This is a genomic window from Jiella pacifica, from assembly GCF_010500815.1.
Taxonomy (GTDB): Bacteria; Pseudomonadota; Alphaproteobacteria; order Rhizobiales; family Rhizobiaceae; genus Jiella; species Jiella pacifica.
Map to the genome: position 1 here is coordinate 1 of NZ_JAAAMG010000011.1, position 13,763 is coordinate 13,763.

Below are 13,763 nucleotides of genomic sequence, written 5' to 3' on the forward strand. Positions count from 1 at the left end.
CAGGCCGATCTCGACGCCTGGCTCGTCCACTACAACACCGAACGCCCGCACCTCGGCTACCGCAACATGGGCCGTAGGCCAGTCGAAACCGTCATGTCATTCGTCAGTCAAGAAGCTTAAGTGGACATGTTGCCAGAGCGACGCTATCGGAAGCAAAAGCCACTGTCTTGATAGTTTTCGACGAGCTGATTAGCGAAGATCGGCAATCTCAATCACTTTGATCCCAAAGCTGTTTTGCAGCGTACGCAGGTGAGGGGGGAATCGCCGGCCGACAACGAGCAGCACATCGCTCGTATATCGAGAGCTAGTAAGGCCCCGCTCCGCTTCCATCACAGCGCGGTATTTCACACATTGGAAAAGACCACGAGTTAGATCAATGTCGTTCGAAACGCTAGACTTCACCTCGACAGCGATCAATCGCCGTAGAGATTTGAAGAGCACATCGATCCTGTCACCTGAGGGCAGTGGCGCCTCCTTGGTCGCGCGTGCAGTTAGAGGGAGGTCGATCAAACCTGGATTTACCACAATCCGATCTTTCAATCTCCGGTGTTCTTCGCCTTCGCCGCCGCCGCCGCCTCGTCCTGTTTTTGCTCTATCGACAATATCGCGAGCCTTGGAGGTAGCAGGCGCCAGCCCGCAGGCCTCAATTACATCTCCCCAATACGGGTACGCGTAGACCTCATGCCAGTACGCATCAAGATAAGCCCGCTTCATTGCGAGGGAGAGTTTGCGATATTCGCCCATTCTATCAGAAAGAAAGGCTTCGAACCCCTGCCCTGGAAGGCGGCGGTGCTGGTTGATCACCAATGATTGGATGTGCGGTATATCGCTCCAACCTTGTTTGCGCGACAGTTCGTCTAGCGTTGTTCCAATGCTACCGAGCACATAGTTAAGATTTCGCGGGTTGGGCATTCCCAGCTCGGCCGCAAGCGCCTCATAGTAGATCGGCTGGCGCGATTCGGCTTGCCTTACGAGGATGGGCAGTGCTTTTCGCGCATGTGATTGGTAGGACTTGCTACCAAACATATTATCGCATTGCGATGAAGTTTCCGTCACGGAATTGACCTCGAACTTGATGGCTTGTCCGCCGCGTTCATGAGAAACTGTTTACGTATAGAGCCCACTTTCGATATTCTTCGGTTGAAACGGATTCTGCTAGCACCACTCGCCGTTAGATATTATCGTTAGACAAAGGCGCTAACTTGCGGGATGTTAGAAGCGATGGGGAATAGCGGCATCTATTCCCAGCGCGCGGCAGCGGCTGCGGCGTAGGCAGCCTCGATGTGTGGCAGCATCAGCGGCACTCGGTCATGCGTTGTGACCACACCAGGACCGCCGACCATGAACGTTCTGCGAAAGCCCCCGCCAACGGCATTGGCTTGAAGCCAGTACACACCCTCGTCCCGCCGATCCTGAAGAAAACAGTATCTATTTTCCGGATCGGACAAGATCGTCGCAATTGGGACCTCAACATGCCATTGCTCAAGCGTAAGGATATTAGGCGGCTCGAAGCTAGGAGCACCAGCCGCAAGCCATACCCGCTGCCCGGGACGATCAGCGGCAAGAGTGCGGGCTCTCACACACTCTGCACTAACGATCGCATCGTTTGCCGCCTTCACTTCAAAATAAGCATCGAACTCGGGAAGGTAAAAATCCGGCAAGTAGCTCTCGCCACTTGACAAATTAATGCGACCACCTTCGTAAATGAAGGTTACATCAAGCACTGCAAAGAAGATTGCCCAGCGCGCCTCAGTCCGTGAACGATAGAACATCCCGTCGACTAACGTTTCTATGGAATCTATGCTCCGTCCGGGTGGTAATGTCATACCTATTTATCCTTGATCTACAGGATTCTCGTCTAGTTCAAAATCATTATACAACTCGCCGCCAAAATACTTCCGAGATCTTACTTGCGGCGAACATTCCTGGAACCGCCCCCCATGCGGCACGCCAACATCTTATACTGAAGACAGGCCACACAGCACTAGCAGCTACACCTTCTCTTTGCATCAATTTTTTCAGCTTTCGACAATTTTACATGTCACCCTGGATCCGAAAGACGATCCGCGGGCGCCTGCAATATCCTCAAGCCCCCTCCCGAAACCGATTCGTAATCGGATACCTCCGATCGCGCCCGAAATTCTTCCGCGTCACCTTCGTCCCCGGGGCCGACTGCCGCCGCTTGTACTCCGCGATGTAGAGGAGCCGCTCGATGTGGGCGACGGTGTCCCGGTCGAAGCCGCGCGCCACCAGCTCGTCCACCCCGCCGTCATGCTCGACGAGATGTTCGAGGATGGCGTCCAACTCATCGTAGGGCGGCAGCGAATCCTCGTCCTTCTGGCCCTCGCGCAGTTCCGCCGAGGGCGGCTTGGTGATGATCCGTTCGGGCACGACCTCGCCTGACGGGCCGAGGAGGCCCTCCGGCAGGTTCTCGTTGCGCCAGCGGGCGAGGCGGAAGACTTCCGTCTTGTAGAGGTCCTTGATCGGGTTGAAGCCGCCGTTCATGTCGCCGTAGAGCGTCGCGTAGCCGACGCTCATCTCGCTCTTGTTGCCGGTCGTCACCACCATCGCGCCGAGCTTGTTGGAGATCGCCATCAGGATGACGCCGCGGGCGCGGCTCTGGAGGTTTTCTTCGGTGATGCCCGAGGGCGTGCCCTCGAACATCGGGCCGAGCGCCGCCAGGAAGCCCTCGACGGGTTCGGCGATCGGCACGATGTCGTAGCGCACGCCGAGGGCCTTCGCGCAGGCCGCAGCATCTTCGAGGGAGGTCTCGGCGGTGTAGCGATAGGGCAGCATGATGCAGTGGACGCGGCTGGCGCCGAGCGCGTCGACGGCGAGCGCCGCGCAGATCGCCGAGTCGATGCCGCCCGAAAGCCCGAGCACCACCGAGCGGAAGCCGTTCTTGTCGACATAGTCGGCAAGGCCGAGGACAAGGGCGCGCCACATCGCCTCGTCCTCGCCGGGGATCGTCGAGACCCGGCCACCCTCGCAGCGCCAGACGCCGTCCGCCCGCACCCAGTCGGTGACGTAGACGCCGGTGCGGAACTGCGGCAGCTGGAAGGCGAGGCTGCGGTCGGCATGAAAGGCGAAGGACGCGCCGTCGAACAGAAGCTCGTCCTGGCCGCCAATCATGTTGGCATAGACCATCGGCAGATCGGTCTCGATCACCTGTCGCAATACGACCTGGTGCCGGACGTCGAGCTTGCCGCGATAGAAGGGCGAGCCGTTCGGCACCAGCAGGATTTCCGCCCCCGATTCGGCCAGCGTCTCGCAGACGCCGAGATCGCCCCAGACGTCCTCGCAGACCGGAATGCCGAGCCTGAGCCCGCGAAAATTCACCGGCCCCGGCATGGGGCCGGCCTGGAACACGCGCTTTTCGTCGAATTCGCCGTAATTCGGCAGGTCGACCTTCGAGCGCCAGGTGACGATCTCGCCGCCATCGAGGATGGCGACGGCGTTGAACAGCCCCTCTTCGGTCCGCAGCGGACAGCCGATGACGACGCCCGGCCCACCGTCGGCGGTGTCCTGCGCCAAGTCTTCCACCGCCGCCATGCAGGCGGCGACGAAGGCCGGCTTCAGGACGAGATCCTCCGGCGGATAGCCGGCGATGAACAGCTCGGTGAAGAGCACGAGATCGGCGCCGGCCTCTGCGGCCTCGGCGCGGGCCTTCCTTGCCAGCACGAGGTTGCCGTCGATGTCGCCCACGGCCGGATCGAGCTGCGCCACCGCGAGCTTGAGGCGATCGTTCAACTCGGGCATCGGACACCTCCTCGGCAACGCGCCGATTGTCTATGACTGCTGGCGGTTCAAAAGCCCGCCCGCCGCCAGATAGCAAGAGCCGATGCGGCTATCGCGGCCACGAGCGGCATGGAGAGGGATAAGATCATGGCGACCCATTCTTCCCACGACAGCGCCGAGCGCTGGTTCGGCCGCCCGGCCGACAGCCTGCCGCCGCGCGAGCGGCGCGTTCTGGAAATGATCGGGCTGCGCCGGCCGATCTCGACGGAGCTGAAGCCGCGCGGCATCGAAGCCGCCGGGCTGGGAGACCGGATCGCCGACAGGATCGCCGTGATCGGCGGCTCCTGGGGCTTCATCCTGTCGTTCCTCGCCTTCCTCGTCGTCTGGTCGGTGGTCAACACGCTGCTTTTAAAAAGCGCCGCCTTCGATCCCTATCCCTACATCTTCCTCAACCTCGTCCTGTCGATGCTGGCGGCGATCCAGGCGCCGATCATCATGATGTCGCAGAACCGGGCGGCAGCGCGCGACCGCCGCGAGGCCAGCCGCGACTACGAGGTCAATCTCAAGGCGGAGATCGAGATCCTCGGCCTGCACGACAAGCTCGATCGCCTCAAGTACCTTGAAATCTCCGACACGAGACGCCTTTTAGCGGAGATCGCCGAGCGGCTGGAGCGGATTGAACGGCGCGGCGGCGGGGATGATCCGGCTTGACGGTGCGGCGGTCCGGCGTCACAGCGCCCGTGAGCGGCTCATGCTGCCACTTTCTTGTGCCGCAAAGTTCTGAGACAAGGCGGTTTCGGAACGGCCCGCGGGTGCCGCGGTTGTTGGGTGCACCTGTCGCCTCGGGCGATGAATGCCAGTGGATACGGAGAAGACGTGTACGAAATCCTGTCCCTGATCGCGCAATTCGGCCCGGTCATCGTTTTGGCGGGTACGTTTTTCGAGGGCGAGGTCTTCGCCATCATCGGCGGGTTCCTGGCCTATCGCGGCTCCTACCCGTTCGAGATGATGATCGGGCTCGCCTTTGCCGGCTCGTTCTTCGGCGACCTCGCGGTCTTCCTGTTCGCCCGCTTCTCCTCGAACCACCGCTGGGTGCGGATCTGGCGGGAAAAGCCCCGCTTTGCCAAGGCCCTGGAGCTGGTCGAGCGCTATCAGGCCTATTTCGTCATCGTGAACCGCTACGTCTACGGCCTGCGGATGCCGGGACTCGTGGCGCTCGGCATGTCGCGCATCTCGCTGACGCGCTTCCTCATCCTCAATTTCTTCGGCGCAGCCCTGTGGGCCGGCATCTTCACGACGATCGGCTATGTCTTCGGCTATTCGATCTGGTCGGTCTTCGCCAATCTCCAGGTGTTCGAACAGGGGGCAATGGTCGTCCTCGGCATCTGCGCGGTGCTTCTGACGGGCTATCTCGGCTGGCGCCAGTGGGGCCCGCTGCTGGTCGCCTGGTGGCGCCGCCGGCGCGCGGGCGAGGAAGCACAGGAAGAGCGGCAGGGAATGCTGGGCCCGGTTCGCGTCGTCAACCCAGGGCGGCCTCTCCGCGATCGAGGATCAGAGGAATGATCAGGTCCTCCTCGTCGCCGAGATGGCGGACGAGCCGGCGAATCAATCGCTCGCTCGCGCTCTGATAGGCGTCCCGCGTCCGCCGCACGGCGTCGGAGGCCTCCCCGCCCTCCCCCATCGCCGCCAGAAAGCCGTTCGCCGTCGCCGCGACGCGTTCCAGATCGTGATGGATCGTGACGTGGTCGGCGTCGAGCAGGTCGAAGCCCCGGGCGAGTCGTGGCTCGGCTGCCTGATAGGTGGGGAAATAATAGCTGTCCTCGATCTGGTGATGGCCCTGCAATTCCTGGAGGAAGAAGCTCAGCCGCGGCACGAACCAGCGCTTGAAGGGTTCGATCGGGACCTCACCTTCCCGCTCCTGCCGCAGAGCCTCCGCCAAGGCCTGGCCGAGCTCGCGGAACATGTCGTGCCGCGACAGCCAGAAGCGCGCCGTGCCCTCGATGTTCGGGTGGCCCTGCCAGGTCTCGCGTGGATATTTCGCCAGGAGAAGCTTCAGGTCTTCGGGCAGGCCGGGCCTTGCATCGATGTCGAAGGAAACGTCCATGCGGTCCTTTCGTCGGTCTTTCGAGGATTGGAGGGTGCCCTGCCGGTCCGGCGAACGACTCACGCCGCCTGTCTGAAGGCGAAGGCCTCCATGGCGAGAACGCCGCAGTCCCGGCTTCGATGCAGCATCGCCGCCGCGGCCCCTTCCCCGGCGGCCCCGAGCGCGACGTAGAGCGGCATCAGATGCTCGTCGGTCGGATGGTTCTCGCGGGCATAGGGCGCCTTTTCGCGATAGTCGAGCAGGGCGTCCACGTCCCCCGCCTCCAGCCGCTCGCCCATCCAGTCGGCGAAGCCATCGACCCATACCGGCACCTCGGCCTCTCGCCGGCCGGCGCGAAGGTTCGGAAAGGCCTCGCGCAGATTGTGGGTCAGCGAGCCGGAGCCGACGACGAGGACGTCCCGGCCCGGCAGGCCGTCCAAGGCGCGGCCGAGCCGGTGATGATAGGCGGCATCCTTCGTCGGATCGATCGAGACCTCGACGACCGGGATGTCGGCCAGCGGATAGGCCAGGAGCAGCGGCACCCAGGCGCCATGGTCGAACCCGCGGTTCCGCGCCACCGTCGCCGGAAAGCCCGCCGAAGCCAACGCGGCGACGATGTCCCCCGCCAACGCCGGATCGCCGGGGGCGGCATAGCGCATGGCATAGAGTTCTTTGGCAAACCCGCCGAAATCGTAAATCGTCTCGGGCCGCTCGTCGCCGGTGACGGAGACCCTACCCTTCGCCTCGAAATGAGCGCTCGCGACCACGATCGCCCGGGGCCGCGGCAGGCTCCCCGCCATTTGCCGGAGAAACGCCGTCGCCGGCGTCTCGGCAATGGCGATGTCGGGCGAGCCGTGGGAGATGAACAGCGTCGGCAGCATCGGCGGATCCTTCGAAGGAACGAGTTCCCGCAGGATATGCGTTGCCGGCGATGGCGTCAGGCCCGTGGGGCCCGACGCATCGTTCACCGTTTTCCGTCGTCATCCGCCCCTGCGGAGACGATCGCTCAGCCGGCCGCCTTGACCTTCTCCTGCGTCGCCGCGTGGTCCTTCTTCAGGAGCTCGGCAACGAGAAAGGCCAGTTCCAGTGCCTGATTGGCGTTGAGCCGCGGGTCGCAGTGGGTGTGGTAGCGGTCCGACAGGTCCTCGGCGAGGATCGGACGGGCGCCGCCGGTGCATTCGGTGACGTCCTTGCCGGTCATCTCGATGTGGATACCGCCCGGATGCGTCCCCTCGGCCCGGTGCACGGCGAAGAACGCTTCCACCTCGGCGAGGATCCGCTCGAAGGGGCGGGTCTTGTAGTGGTTGAGCGTGATCGTGTTGCCATGCATCGGGTCGCAGGACCAGACGACCTTCTTGCCCTCGCGCTCGACCGCGCGGATCAGCTTCGGCAGGCATTCCTCGACCCGCTCGTGGCCGAAGCGGGTGATCAGCGTCAGCCGGCCGGCCTTGTTCTCCGGGTTCAGCCGGTCAATCAGGCGGATCAGGTCGTCCGGGTCGGAACTCGGCCCGCATTTCAGGCCGAGCGGGTTCTTGATCCCCCGGCAGAATTCGACGTGGGCGTGGTCGAGCTGGCGGGTGCGGTCGCCGATCCAGATCATGTGGCCGGAGGTCGAATACCAGTCGCCGGAGGTCGAATCGACGCGGGTCATCGCCTCCTCGTAGCCGAGCAGCAGCGCCTCGTGACTGGTGAAGAAATCGGTCTCGCGCAGCGAGGGATGGTTCTCCGCATCGATGCCGATCGCCCGCATGAAGGCCATGGTCTCGGAGATCTTGTCGGCGAGCGCGCCGTAGCGTTCGGCCTCCGGGCTGCCGGCGAGATAGCCGAGCATCCACTGGTGGACGTTGTCGAGATTGGCGTATCCGCCCTGGGCGAAGGCGCGCAGCAGGTTCAGCGTCGCCGCCGACTGCCGGTAGGCCTCGATCTGCCGTTCCGGATTGGGGATGCGCGAGGCGGCGTCGAACTCGATGCCGTTGACGATGTCGCCGCGATAGGAGGGCAGGCTCTGCCCATCCTTGGTCTCGGTGTCGGAGGAACGCGGCTTGGCGAACTGCCCGGCGATGCGGCCGACCTTCACCACCGGCTGGGCACCGGCAAAGGTGAGCACGATCGCCATCTGCAGGAAGGCGCGGAAGAAGTCGCGGATGTTGTCCGCGCCGTGCTCGGCGAAGCTCTCGGCGCAATCGCCGCCCTGGAGGAGGAACGCGCGGCCGTTTGCGACTTCGGCCAAAGAGCGCGTCAGCTTGCGCGCCTCACCGGCAAAAACCAGTGGCGGAAAGCTCGCCAGCCGCTTCTCCGTTTCGGCGAGCGCAACCGGGTCCGGATAGTCGGGCATCTGCATCACGGGCTTCGCGCGCCAGCTCGATGGTGTCCAATCCTTCGCCATTGCAATCTCTCCTGACCGGGCCAGCCGGTCACTACTCGCCTCGGGTTGTCGTGGGTTTTACCGGTGGGTCGGCCGCCAATTGGGTCCGATCCTTCCGCTGGCGGGCGTTTAAGCACTTCTTGACGAGTTTGTCATCATGGGCGGCGCGAGACGCACCCTTCGCCATCAGGCGGCGGCTGAAAGAATGCGCAGCGGAGCTGCGACGACCCTGGAGATCCGCTGAGATCAGCCTCTGATCTCGTCGGTCCAGACCTCGAATCCTGTCAGCGTGTTCTCGCCGAAGGTATGGGTCAGCGGGACGTCGGCGGCGTCGCGTCCTTGGGCGATCAGGATACGGCCGATTCGCGGCTCGTTGTTGCGCGGATCGAAGGTCCACCAGCGCCCGCCGAGATAGACCTCCATCCAGGCGGCGAAATCCATTGCCCCGAACGGCGGCGTCTGGCCGATGTCGCTGATGTATCCCGTGCAATAGCGGGTCGGGATGTTCATCGCCCGGCAGAAGGCGACGGCGAGATGGGTGAAGTCGCGGCAGACGCCGCGGCCTTCCGAATAGGCCTCGGCGGCGGTCTTGGTCGGGCGCGAATGTTCGTAGCCGAAGGTGATGTGGTTGTGGACGAAGTCGCAGATCGCCTGAACCCGCGCCCATCCCTCCGGCGTCTGGCCGAACAGCCGCCAGGCCTCGTTCGACAGGAGATCGCTCTCGCAGTAGCGGCTCGGCAAGAGGAACAGGATGGTCTCCGCCGGCAGGTCCTCGACCCGGTGCTGCATGGCGCCGAAACCCTGCTCGTCGACGAGGCCACTGTCCTGGATCACCGTGTCGGTGCCCATGACGAAGGTGCCGGCCGGGGCGACGAGGCGGTTGCACCAGTTGCCGAAGCTGTCGCGATAGCTCTCGATCGGCACGTGCGGGCTGGCCTGCAGATGATCCGGCCGCTCCAGCTGTCCGACCCTTGAATAGTGGACGTTGAGGATGACGATCATCGGCGTCGGCGCGGGGAATTCGTAAGTCAGCCGGCAACCCAGGTGAATGCGCATCTCGGCCATGCTTTCTCGGGTCGTCGACCCGTATCGAGGGCAGCCGCCCGGCTTGCCATCGCGGCCGGTGGCGGCCGTCCTGGGGCAATGCCGCGCGAAAGCGTATCACCCACCATGACAGAACGAAGTGCGAATGACGATAGAGCCTTCGTCACAAGCCTTGGTGGCCGACGAGACATCCCCAAGCGCCGGAACGAGGCGCAGACGCCGCGGCCAGCCCTCAGGGCGCGAAGGTCCGGACCCCGCGTCCTGCCACCAGGCGGTCGAACAGTTCGGCCTCGCCTCCTTCCAGCGCCACCGGCCGCGGATAGAGCGGCGCGGCGCGGTCGGCGAGGAGCCGGGTTTCGAAGCCGTGGGTTTCCTCGACGAAGCGGCTCAGCCCGCCGTCGCCATAGAGCATCCGAAATCCCTGCATCACCGCGTCGAGATAGCTCTGCAGGATCGCCGACTGCCGGTCCTCGGCCGTCGCGGTCCCCGCATCCGCCTCGTAGATATAGACCGGAATCCCCGTCAGCGGTGGATTCTCGATCGTCAGGCGGGACGGATCGACGATCCGCCTGGCATAGCCGGCCTCGCGCTCGTCGACGGCCGGCAGGTGTTCGGCGAGATCGTAGACGACGACGCCGTGGACGCCGGCGCCGTCGTCGGGTTTCACCGACAGAAGCGACATCTCCTCGTTCGCCCCCCGCGGCAGCCAGAACCGGCGCCAGCCCGCCGCCTCGGCCCGCCGAATGCCGAGAAACTTGGTGCGCAGCGTCCGCGGATTGACCAGCGAGCCGTAGCCGAAATAGGCGACGACGCGATTCTGGGCCGCGAGATCGGCGAGCTCTGGGTGGTCCTCGTGGAAGACGTCGTTCTGCATGTCCGGCCTCACTCGATGCTGCCGCAGCGCCTTTCCTCGAGAGGGTGGCTGCGGCGAAGATCGGACGCGTCCTAGCAAAGCCGCGCGATCGAGGCGAGCTTGCCGATGCCTCGGCATCCTGCGATCCGCTGCCGCGTCCCGGTCCGCCGGCTGTCCACCGCCCTCGCGCCTCGTCGCGGAGATGGCGTCATGTTGACTCGCACGTAAGCGTCGCCACCTTGCCGCCATGGCGGACTTCTCCCCTCTTCCGAACAAGGCTGCTTCCGACGCCTTCTTCCCGGTCAGCCGGCGCGAACTGACGGTCGAGGCCGGCGACGGCGTCACCCTTCCCGCCACCCTGTTCCAGGGCGAGGGCCGGGGCCCGGCCGTCCTTGTCTCCGCGGCGGCCGCGGTCGAGCGGCGCTTCTACCGTGCCTTTGCGACCCATCTCGTCGAACAGGGCGCCAGGGCGGTGCTCACCTACGACTATCGCGGCGTCGGCGAGGCGGCCAAGGCTTCGAAGGCCCGGACGTTCCGCATGAAGGACTGGGGCGTGATCGACCTTCCGGCCGCCCTCGGCCGGCTCGAAGCCGAGGCCGGGAAAGGCCCGGTCGTCGGCATCGGCCATTCCTTCGGCGGCGTCGCCCTCGGCCTGTCCGGCGCCTCGGCCCGGTTTACGCGCTATTGCCTCGTCGCCGCGATGAACGGCTATTTCCGCCGGACGGCAGAGCCGCTCAGCGTCTTTGCCCGGATGAACTTCGCCGGCGTCCCTGCCACCCGCCTGTTCGGACACGTTCCGGCGAGCGTCGGCCTCGGCACGGCCCTGACCGGTTCGATCTTCCGGGATTGGGCGCGCTGGTGCCGCAGGCCGGACTTCCTGTTCTCCGATCCCGAGGTTCCCGAGGCGGAACGGTTTTCCGACGTTCGCATCCCGCTGATGTCGATCGCCTTGACCGACGACCGCTGGGGGACCCGCGAGGCCGTGGCGAAGATGCTGGAGCGCTTCTCCAACGCCGAGATCGCCGAGGTCTGGCTTTCGCCCGAAGAGGCCGGCCGGCCGATCGGCCACATGGGCTATTTTCGCCGCGAGGTGCGCAGGACGTTGTGGCCCGTCGCCACGAAGTACCTGCTCGAAGCGGAGACACCGAGCGCCGGTCCCTGAGAGGGCCCAAGTCGGCGAAGCCGGCCGATCGCAGCGCTCGCACCGCCGCGAAGGTCGCCGTCAAGGTCGATCATCATAGCGTCGCCCCGCTGCCACGACCTGTCCCTGTCCGCGCCGCCGGGCGCCAGACCGCCACCGCGCCGGAGACGGCGATCAGGACGATGCCTGCCGATCCGGCGAGATCTGGCCACGTGCCGAAGAACGATGCGCTCCAGGCCGCGGCGAAGGCGAGATAGGCGTTGTCGAAGACGCCGACCACCGGCGTCGGCGCGATCTGATAGGCCCTCGCGACGGCGGTGGCGATCACCACCATGAAGAGCCCCAGAAGGACGATCATCCCCCATTCCGCCATGCCGAGGGGCAGCCACACGGCGGTGAGAAAAGACGGGCTGCCATGCGCGGCGGCCGCAGGCCCGAAAACGGCTAGGACGGCCAGAGCCGCGGCGGCGGTCAGCACCAGGACGAGGTGCAGGTTCAGTGCCATCGCGAAGGCCTCCTCGGCGGCGCAGCGGCTGCGGGTGACGATGGCCGCGAGCGCGTAGCAGGCGGCGGAGACGAAGGGCAGAAGCGCCGTCGGCGAAAGATCGGCGACGTCCGGCCGAAGCATGAGGAGGATGCCGACGAAGCCCAGCCCCACCGCCAACCAGCCACGGCGCCCGAACGGATCGTCCAGGAACCAGGCCGAAAACAGCGCCATCATCAACGGCGCAGTGTAGAGCGCCGCCGCCGCCGTCGGCAGGGGCGTGTCCGCCAGGGCGACGTAGCAGCAGCCCCACATGGAAGCCAGCAGCAGGCTGCGAAGCGTTACCCACCCCAGCCGTCTCGGCCTGAAGCGGCTCCCCCCGACGAAGGGCAGGAGGGCCGCAAGCGCCAGGGCTGCAACGACGGAGCGCAGAAGGATCAGTTGCGCCAGCGCCAGTCGGTCGCTCCACAGCTTCACCAGCGCGTCCGACAAGGACAGCAGCATCACCGCGCCGAGGATCGCCGCGATGCCGGCAATGGTTGCCTGGCGGCCGGAGGAAGCGAAGACGGGGGGCTTGGCGCCACTGGAGAACATGGGTGCCATTCATCATCGCATCGATCCATGGCACAAACGGCTTCTCGTCGATTTTGCATGACCGGAGGTTATGGATTGTCCCACCGTCCGCTGCCGCCCCTCGCCACCCTTCGCCCCTTCGAGGCGGCGGCGCGGCACGAGAGCTTCACGCTGGCCGCAGGCGAACTCGGCCTCACCCAGGCGGCCGTCAGCAAGCAGATCCGCCTCCTCGAGGCCGATCTCGGCACCAGACTGTTCGAGCGGCGCAACCGCGGCGTCTTCCTCACCGAGGCCGGTCGGCGCTTCGGCCGCACGGTCTCGTCGGCCTTCGGCGACGTGGCGGCCGATGCTGCCCGTCTGCGCGGCACTTCCCGCGCCGGCGAGGTCGTCCTGTTCTGCCAGCTTTGCGAGGCCTTCTACTGGCTGATGCCGCGGCTCTCGGGGTTTCATGCCCGCCATCCGGACATCGCCTTGCGGCTTCAGTCCTCGGTCCGGCCGCTGACGGAGACCTCCGAGCCCTTCGACGTGGCGATCCAGACGACGGGCCGGGCCGCCGGCGCCCATCCCCTCGCCTTCGCCGCGCGCGACACCGTGTTCCCCGTCTGCGCGCCGAATCTTCTCGGCGAGGCGACCCCGCCGCTGCCCCTGGCCGCGCTCGGCCGCTATCCGCTCCTCTCGCACCGGGTGGTGCCGCAGGACTGGCTCGACTGGGAGGACTTCTTCGCCCTCGCGGGCTCGCCGCGCCCATCGGCGGCGGGGATGAGGACCTTCGACAGCTATCCGATCGTCCTCCAGGCGGCGCTGGGCGGACATGGCGTCGCTCTCGGCTGGGCCCGCACCGTCGAGCAACTTCTCGAAAGCGGCGCGCTCATCCGGCCGTGCCGGGAAGCCGTCGAGCGGCCACAGGAACTCGGTGTCTATCTCGATCCCGCCTCTTCGAAACGGCCGGAAACACGCGCGCTCGTCGACTGGCTGCACGACCGGCTCGGTGATTGAGCCACGGTCGGCGACAATCGACGGCCGATCGGACAAATTTGCATCATCTGCCGCAATTATGCCGCCTCCGCCGGGTTACTCTTCTTGACAGTTGCTGGAGGGGTTCAGCCAACGCACCGGAATCGATCGCCGAATAGCGGTCGGCAGCGGAACGTCCGCCTTCGCATGCTGCAGCTTCGGGCGCATTTTCGGGCCACCGCAGGGCGGGCCGGAATTGGCGGATGTCACCGCGGCATCCTTCCGAAGGAGCCGCGTCGACGAAACGTGGTGAAGGAAATATCAGCGGGCGAAACGAATTGGTTACCACGTTTCGCCGATGATGAATGAACGACTGGCGGGCCGGTTCTAGAGACCGGCTCCGGGCAAAGGGGTCCCTCGCCGGTCGTCGTCACGAAACGGAATGGGGGAAGCGGTTGACCGCGGAACGCTTTGAGGGGACGCGCCCGAGTGGGCTCGTGCGCATGTCGCGCAACGCCCGACGCCGTG

Annotated in this window: 13 protein-coding genes and 1 pseudogene; 5 read left to right on the plus strand and 9 right to left on the minus strand. The window is 65.3% G+C overall.

The window, feature by feature from the left end; all coding sequences use genetic code 11:
* A pseudogene (locus tag GTK09_RS14095) lies at positions 1–120 on the plus strand (IS481 family transposase); the annotation flags it as partial.
* Positions 121–189: 69 nt separating this feature from the next.
* Here GTK09_RS14095 and GTK09_RS14100 read toward each other — a convergent pair.
* From GTK09_RS14100 to GTK09_RS14110, 3 genes are all read right to left on the minus strand, one after another.
* Positions 190–1,056, minus strand: a complete 867-nt coding sequence (locus GTK09_RS14100) for a hypothetical protein (protein ID WP_163463816.1) — start codon at positions 1,054–1,056, stop codon at positions 190–192.
* A 182-nt stretch (positions 1,057–1,238) separates the two neighbouring features.
* On the minus strand, positions 1,239–1,826 hold the full coding sequence (locus tag GTK09_RS14105) for a PDDEXK family nuclease (protein ID WP_163463817.1): 588 nt from the start codon (positions 1,824–1,826) through the stop codon (positions 1,239–1,241).
* Between the two features lie 259 nt (positions 1,827–2,085).
* Positions 2,086–3,759, minus strand: coding sequence for an NAD+ synthase (locus tag GTK09_RS14110; RefSeq protein ID WP_163463818.1), 1,674 nt, complete (start codon positions 3,757–3,759; stop codon positions 2,086–2,088).
* 126 nt (positions 3,760–3,885) lie between these two features.
* On the opposite strand from GTK09_RS14110, the gene GTK09_RS14115 reads away from it, so the two are divergent.
* The gene (locus GTK09_RS14115) at positions 3,886–4,449 is read left to right on the plus strand and encodes a DUF1003 domain-containing protein (protein WP_163463819.1); all 564 of its coding nucleotides are present in this window, start codon (positions 3,886–3,888) and stop codon (positions 4,447–4,449) included.
* A gap of 165 nt (positions 4,450–4,614) precedes the next feature.
* Entirely contained in the window at positions 4,615–5,301 is a 687-nt protein-coding gene (locus tag GTK09_RS14120; protein ID WP_163463820.1) for a DedA family protein, read from the plus strand.
* On the opposite strand, the gene GTK09_RS14125 is transcribed toward GTK09_RS14120, so the two are convergent.
* The 5 genes from GTK09_RS14125 to GTK09_RS14145 form a co-directional block, all read right to left on the minus strand.
* Positions 5,258–5,842: a hemerythrin domain-containing protein gene (locus GTK09_RS14125; protein ID WP_163463821.1), complete on the minus strand. Its 585-nt coding sequence runs from the start codon at positions 5,840–5,842 to the stop codon at positions 5,258–5,260. The two genes, GTK09_RS14120 and GTK09_RS14125, sit on opposite strands and share 44 nt — an antisense overlap.
* A gap of 59 nt (positions 5,843–5,901) precedes the next feature.
* Positions 5,902–6,702, minus strand: a complete 801-nt coding sequence (locus GTK09_RS14130) for a DODA-type extradiol aromatic ring-opening family dioxygenase (protein WP_163463822.1) — start codon at positions 6,700–6,702, stop codon at positions 5,902–5,904.
* A gap of 125 nt (positions 6,703–6,827) precedes the next feature.
* Positions 6,828–8,207, minus strand: coding sequence for a class II 3-deoxy-7-phosphoheptulonate synthase (locus GTK09_RS14135; protein ID WP_163463823.1), 1,380 nt, complete (start codon positions 8,205–8,207; stop codon positions 6,828–6,830).
* A gap of 225 nt (positions 8,208–8,432) precedes the next feature.
* Positions 8,433–9,242 carry a transglutaminase-like domain-containing protein gene (locus GTK09_RS14140; RefSeq protein ID WP_163463824.1) on the minus strand — a complete coding sequence of 270 codons (810 nt, stop codon included), beginning with the start codon at positions 9,240–9,242 and terminating at the stop codon, positions 8,433–8,435.
* Positions 9,243–9,462: 220 nt separating this feature from the next.
* Entirely contained in the window at positions 9,463–10,104 is a 642-nt protein-coding gene (locus GTK09_RS14145) for a gamma-glutamylcyclotransferase family protein (protein WP_163463825.1), read from the minus strand.
* 226 nt (positions 10,105–10,330) lie between these two features.
* Here GTK09_RS14145 and GTK09_RS14150 point away from each other — a divergent pair, with 226 nt between their 5' ends.
* The gene (locus GTK09_RS14150) at positions 10,331–11,245 is read left to right on the plus strand and encodes an alpha/beta hydrolase family protein (RefSeq protein WP_163463826.1); all 915 of its coding nucleotides are present in this window, start codon (positions 10,331–10,333) and stop codon (positions 11,243–11,245) included.
* Positions 11,246–11,318: 73 nt separating this feature from the next.
* Here GTK09_RS14150 and GTK09_RS14155 read toward each other — a convergent pair whose 3' ends face one another.
* Complete coding sequence (locus GTK09_RS14155; RefSeq protein ID WP_163463827.1) at positions 11,319–12,311, minus strand: DMT family transporter; 993 nt, start codon at positions 12,309–12,311, stop codon at positions 11,319–11,321.
* 48 nt (positions 12,312–12,359) lie between these two features.
* Between GTK09_RS14155 and GTK09_RS14160 the strand changes: the two genes are divergently transcribed.
* Complete coding sequence (locus GTK09_RS14160) at positions 12,360–13,277, plus strand: LysR substrate-binding domain-containing protein (RefSeq protein WP_163463828.1); 918 nt, start codon at positions 12,360–12,362, stop codon at positions 13,275–13,277.
* The last annotated feature ends 486 nt before the right edge of the window (positions 13,278–13,763 follow it).

Bases quoted from the DNA above. Each gene is read 5' to 3' on its own strand.
- GTK09_RS14105 (WP_163463817.1), bottom strand. From the start codon at position 1,826: ATGACATTACCACCCGGACGGAGCATAGATTCCATAGAAACGTTAGTC.
- GTK09_RS14110 (WP_163463818.1), bottom strand. From the start codon at position 3,759: ATGCCCGAGTTGAACGATCGCCTCAAGCTCGCGGTGGCGCAGCTCGAT.
- GTK09_RS14115 (WP_163463819.1), top strand. From the start codon at position 3,886: ATGGCGACCCATTCTTCCCACGACAGCGCCGAGCGCTGGTTCGGCCGC.
- GTK09_RS14125 (WP_163463821.1), bottom strand. From the start codon at position 5,842: ATGGACGTTTCCTTCGACATCGATGCAAGGCCCGGCCTGCCCGAAGAC.
- GTK09_RS14130 (WP_163463822.1), bottom strand. From the start codon at position 6,702: ATGCTGCCGACGCTGTTCATCTCCCACGGCTCGCCCGACATCGCCATT.
- GTK09_RS14135 (WP_163463823.1), bottom strand. From the start codon at position 8,207: ATGGCGAAGGATTGGACACCATCGAGCTGGCGCGCGAAGCCCGTGATG.
- GTK09_RS14140 (WP_163463824.1), bottom strand. From the start codon at position 9,242: ATGCGCATTCACCTGGGTTGCCGGCTGACTTACGAATTCCCCGCGCCG.
- GTK09_RS14145 (WP_163463825.1), bottom strand. From the start codon at position 10,104: ATGCAGAACGACGTCTTCCACGAGGACCACCCAGAGCTCGCCGATCTC.
- GTK09_RS14150 (WP_163463826.1), top strand. From the start codon at position 10,331: ATGGCGGACTTCTCCCCTCTTCCGAACAAGGCTGCTTCCGACGCCTTC.
- GTK09_RS14155 (WP_163463827.1), bottom strand. From the start codon at position 12,311: ATGGCACCCATGTTCTCCAGTGGCGCCAAGCCCCCCGTCTTCGCTTCC.
- GTK09_RS14160 (WP_163463828.1), top strand. From the start codon at position 12,360: ATGACCGGAGGTTATGGATTGTCCCACCGTCCGCTGCCGCCCCTCGCC.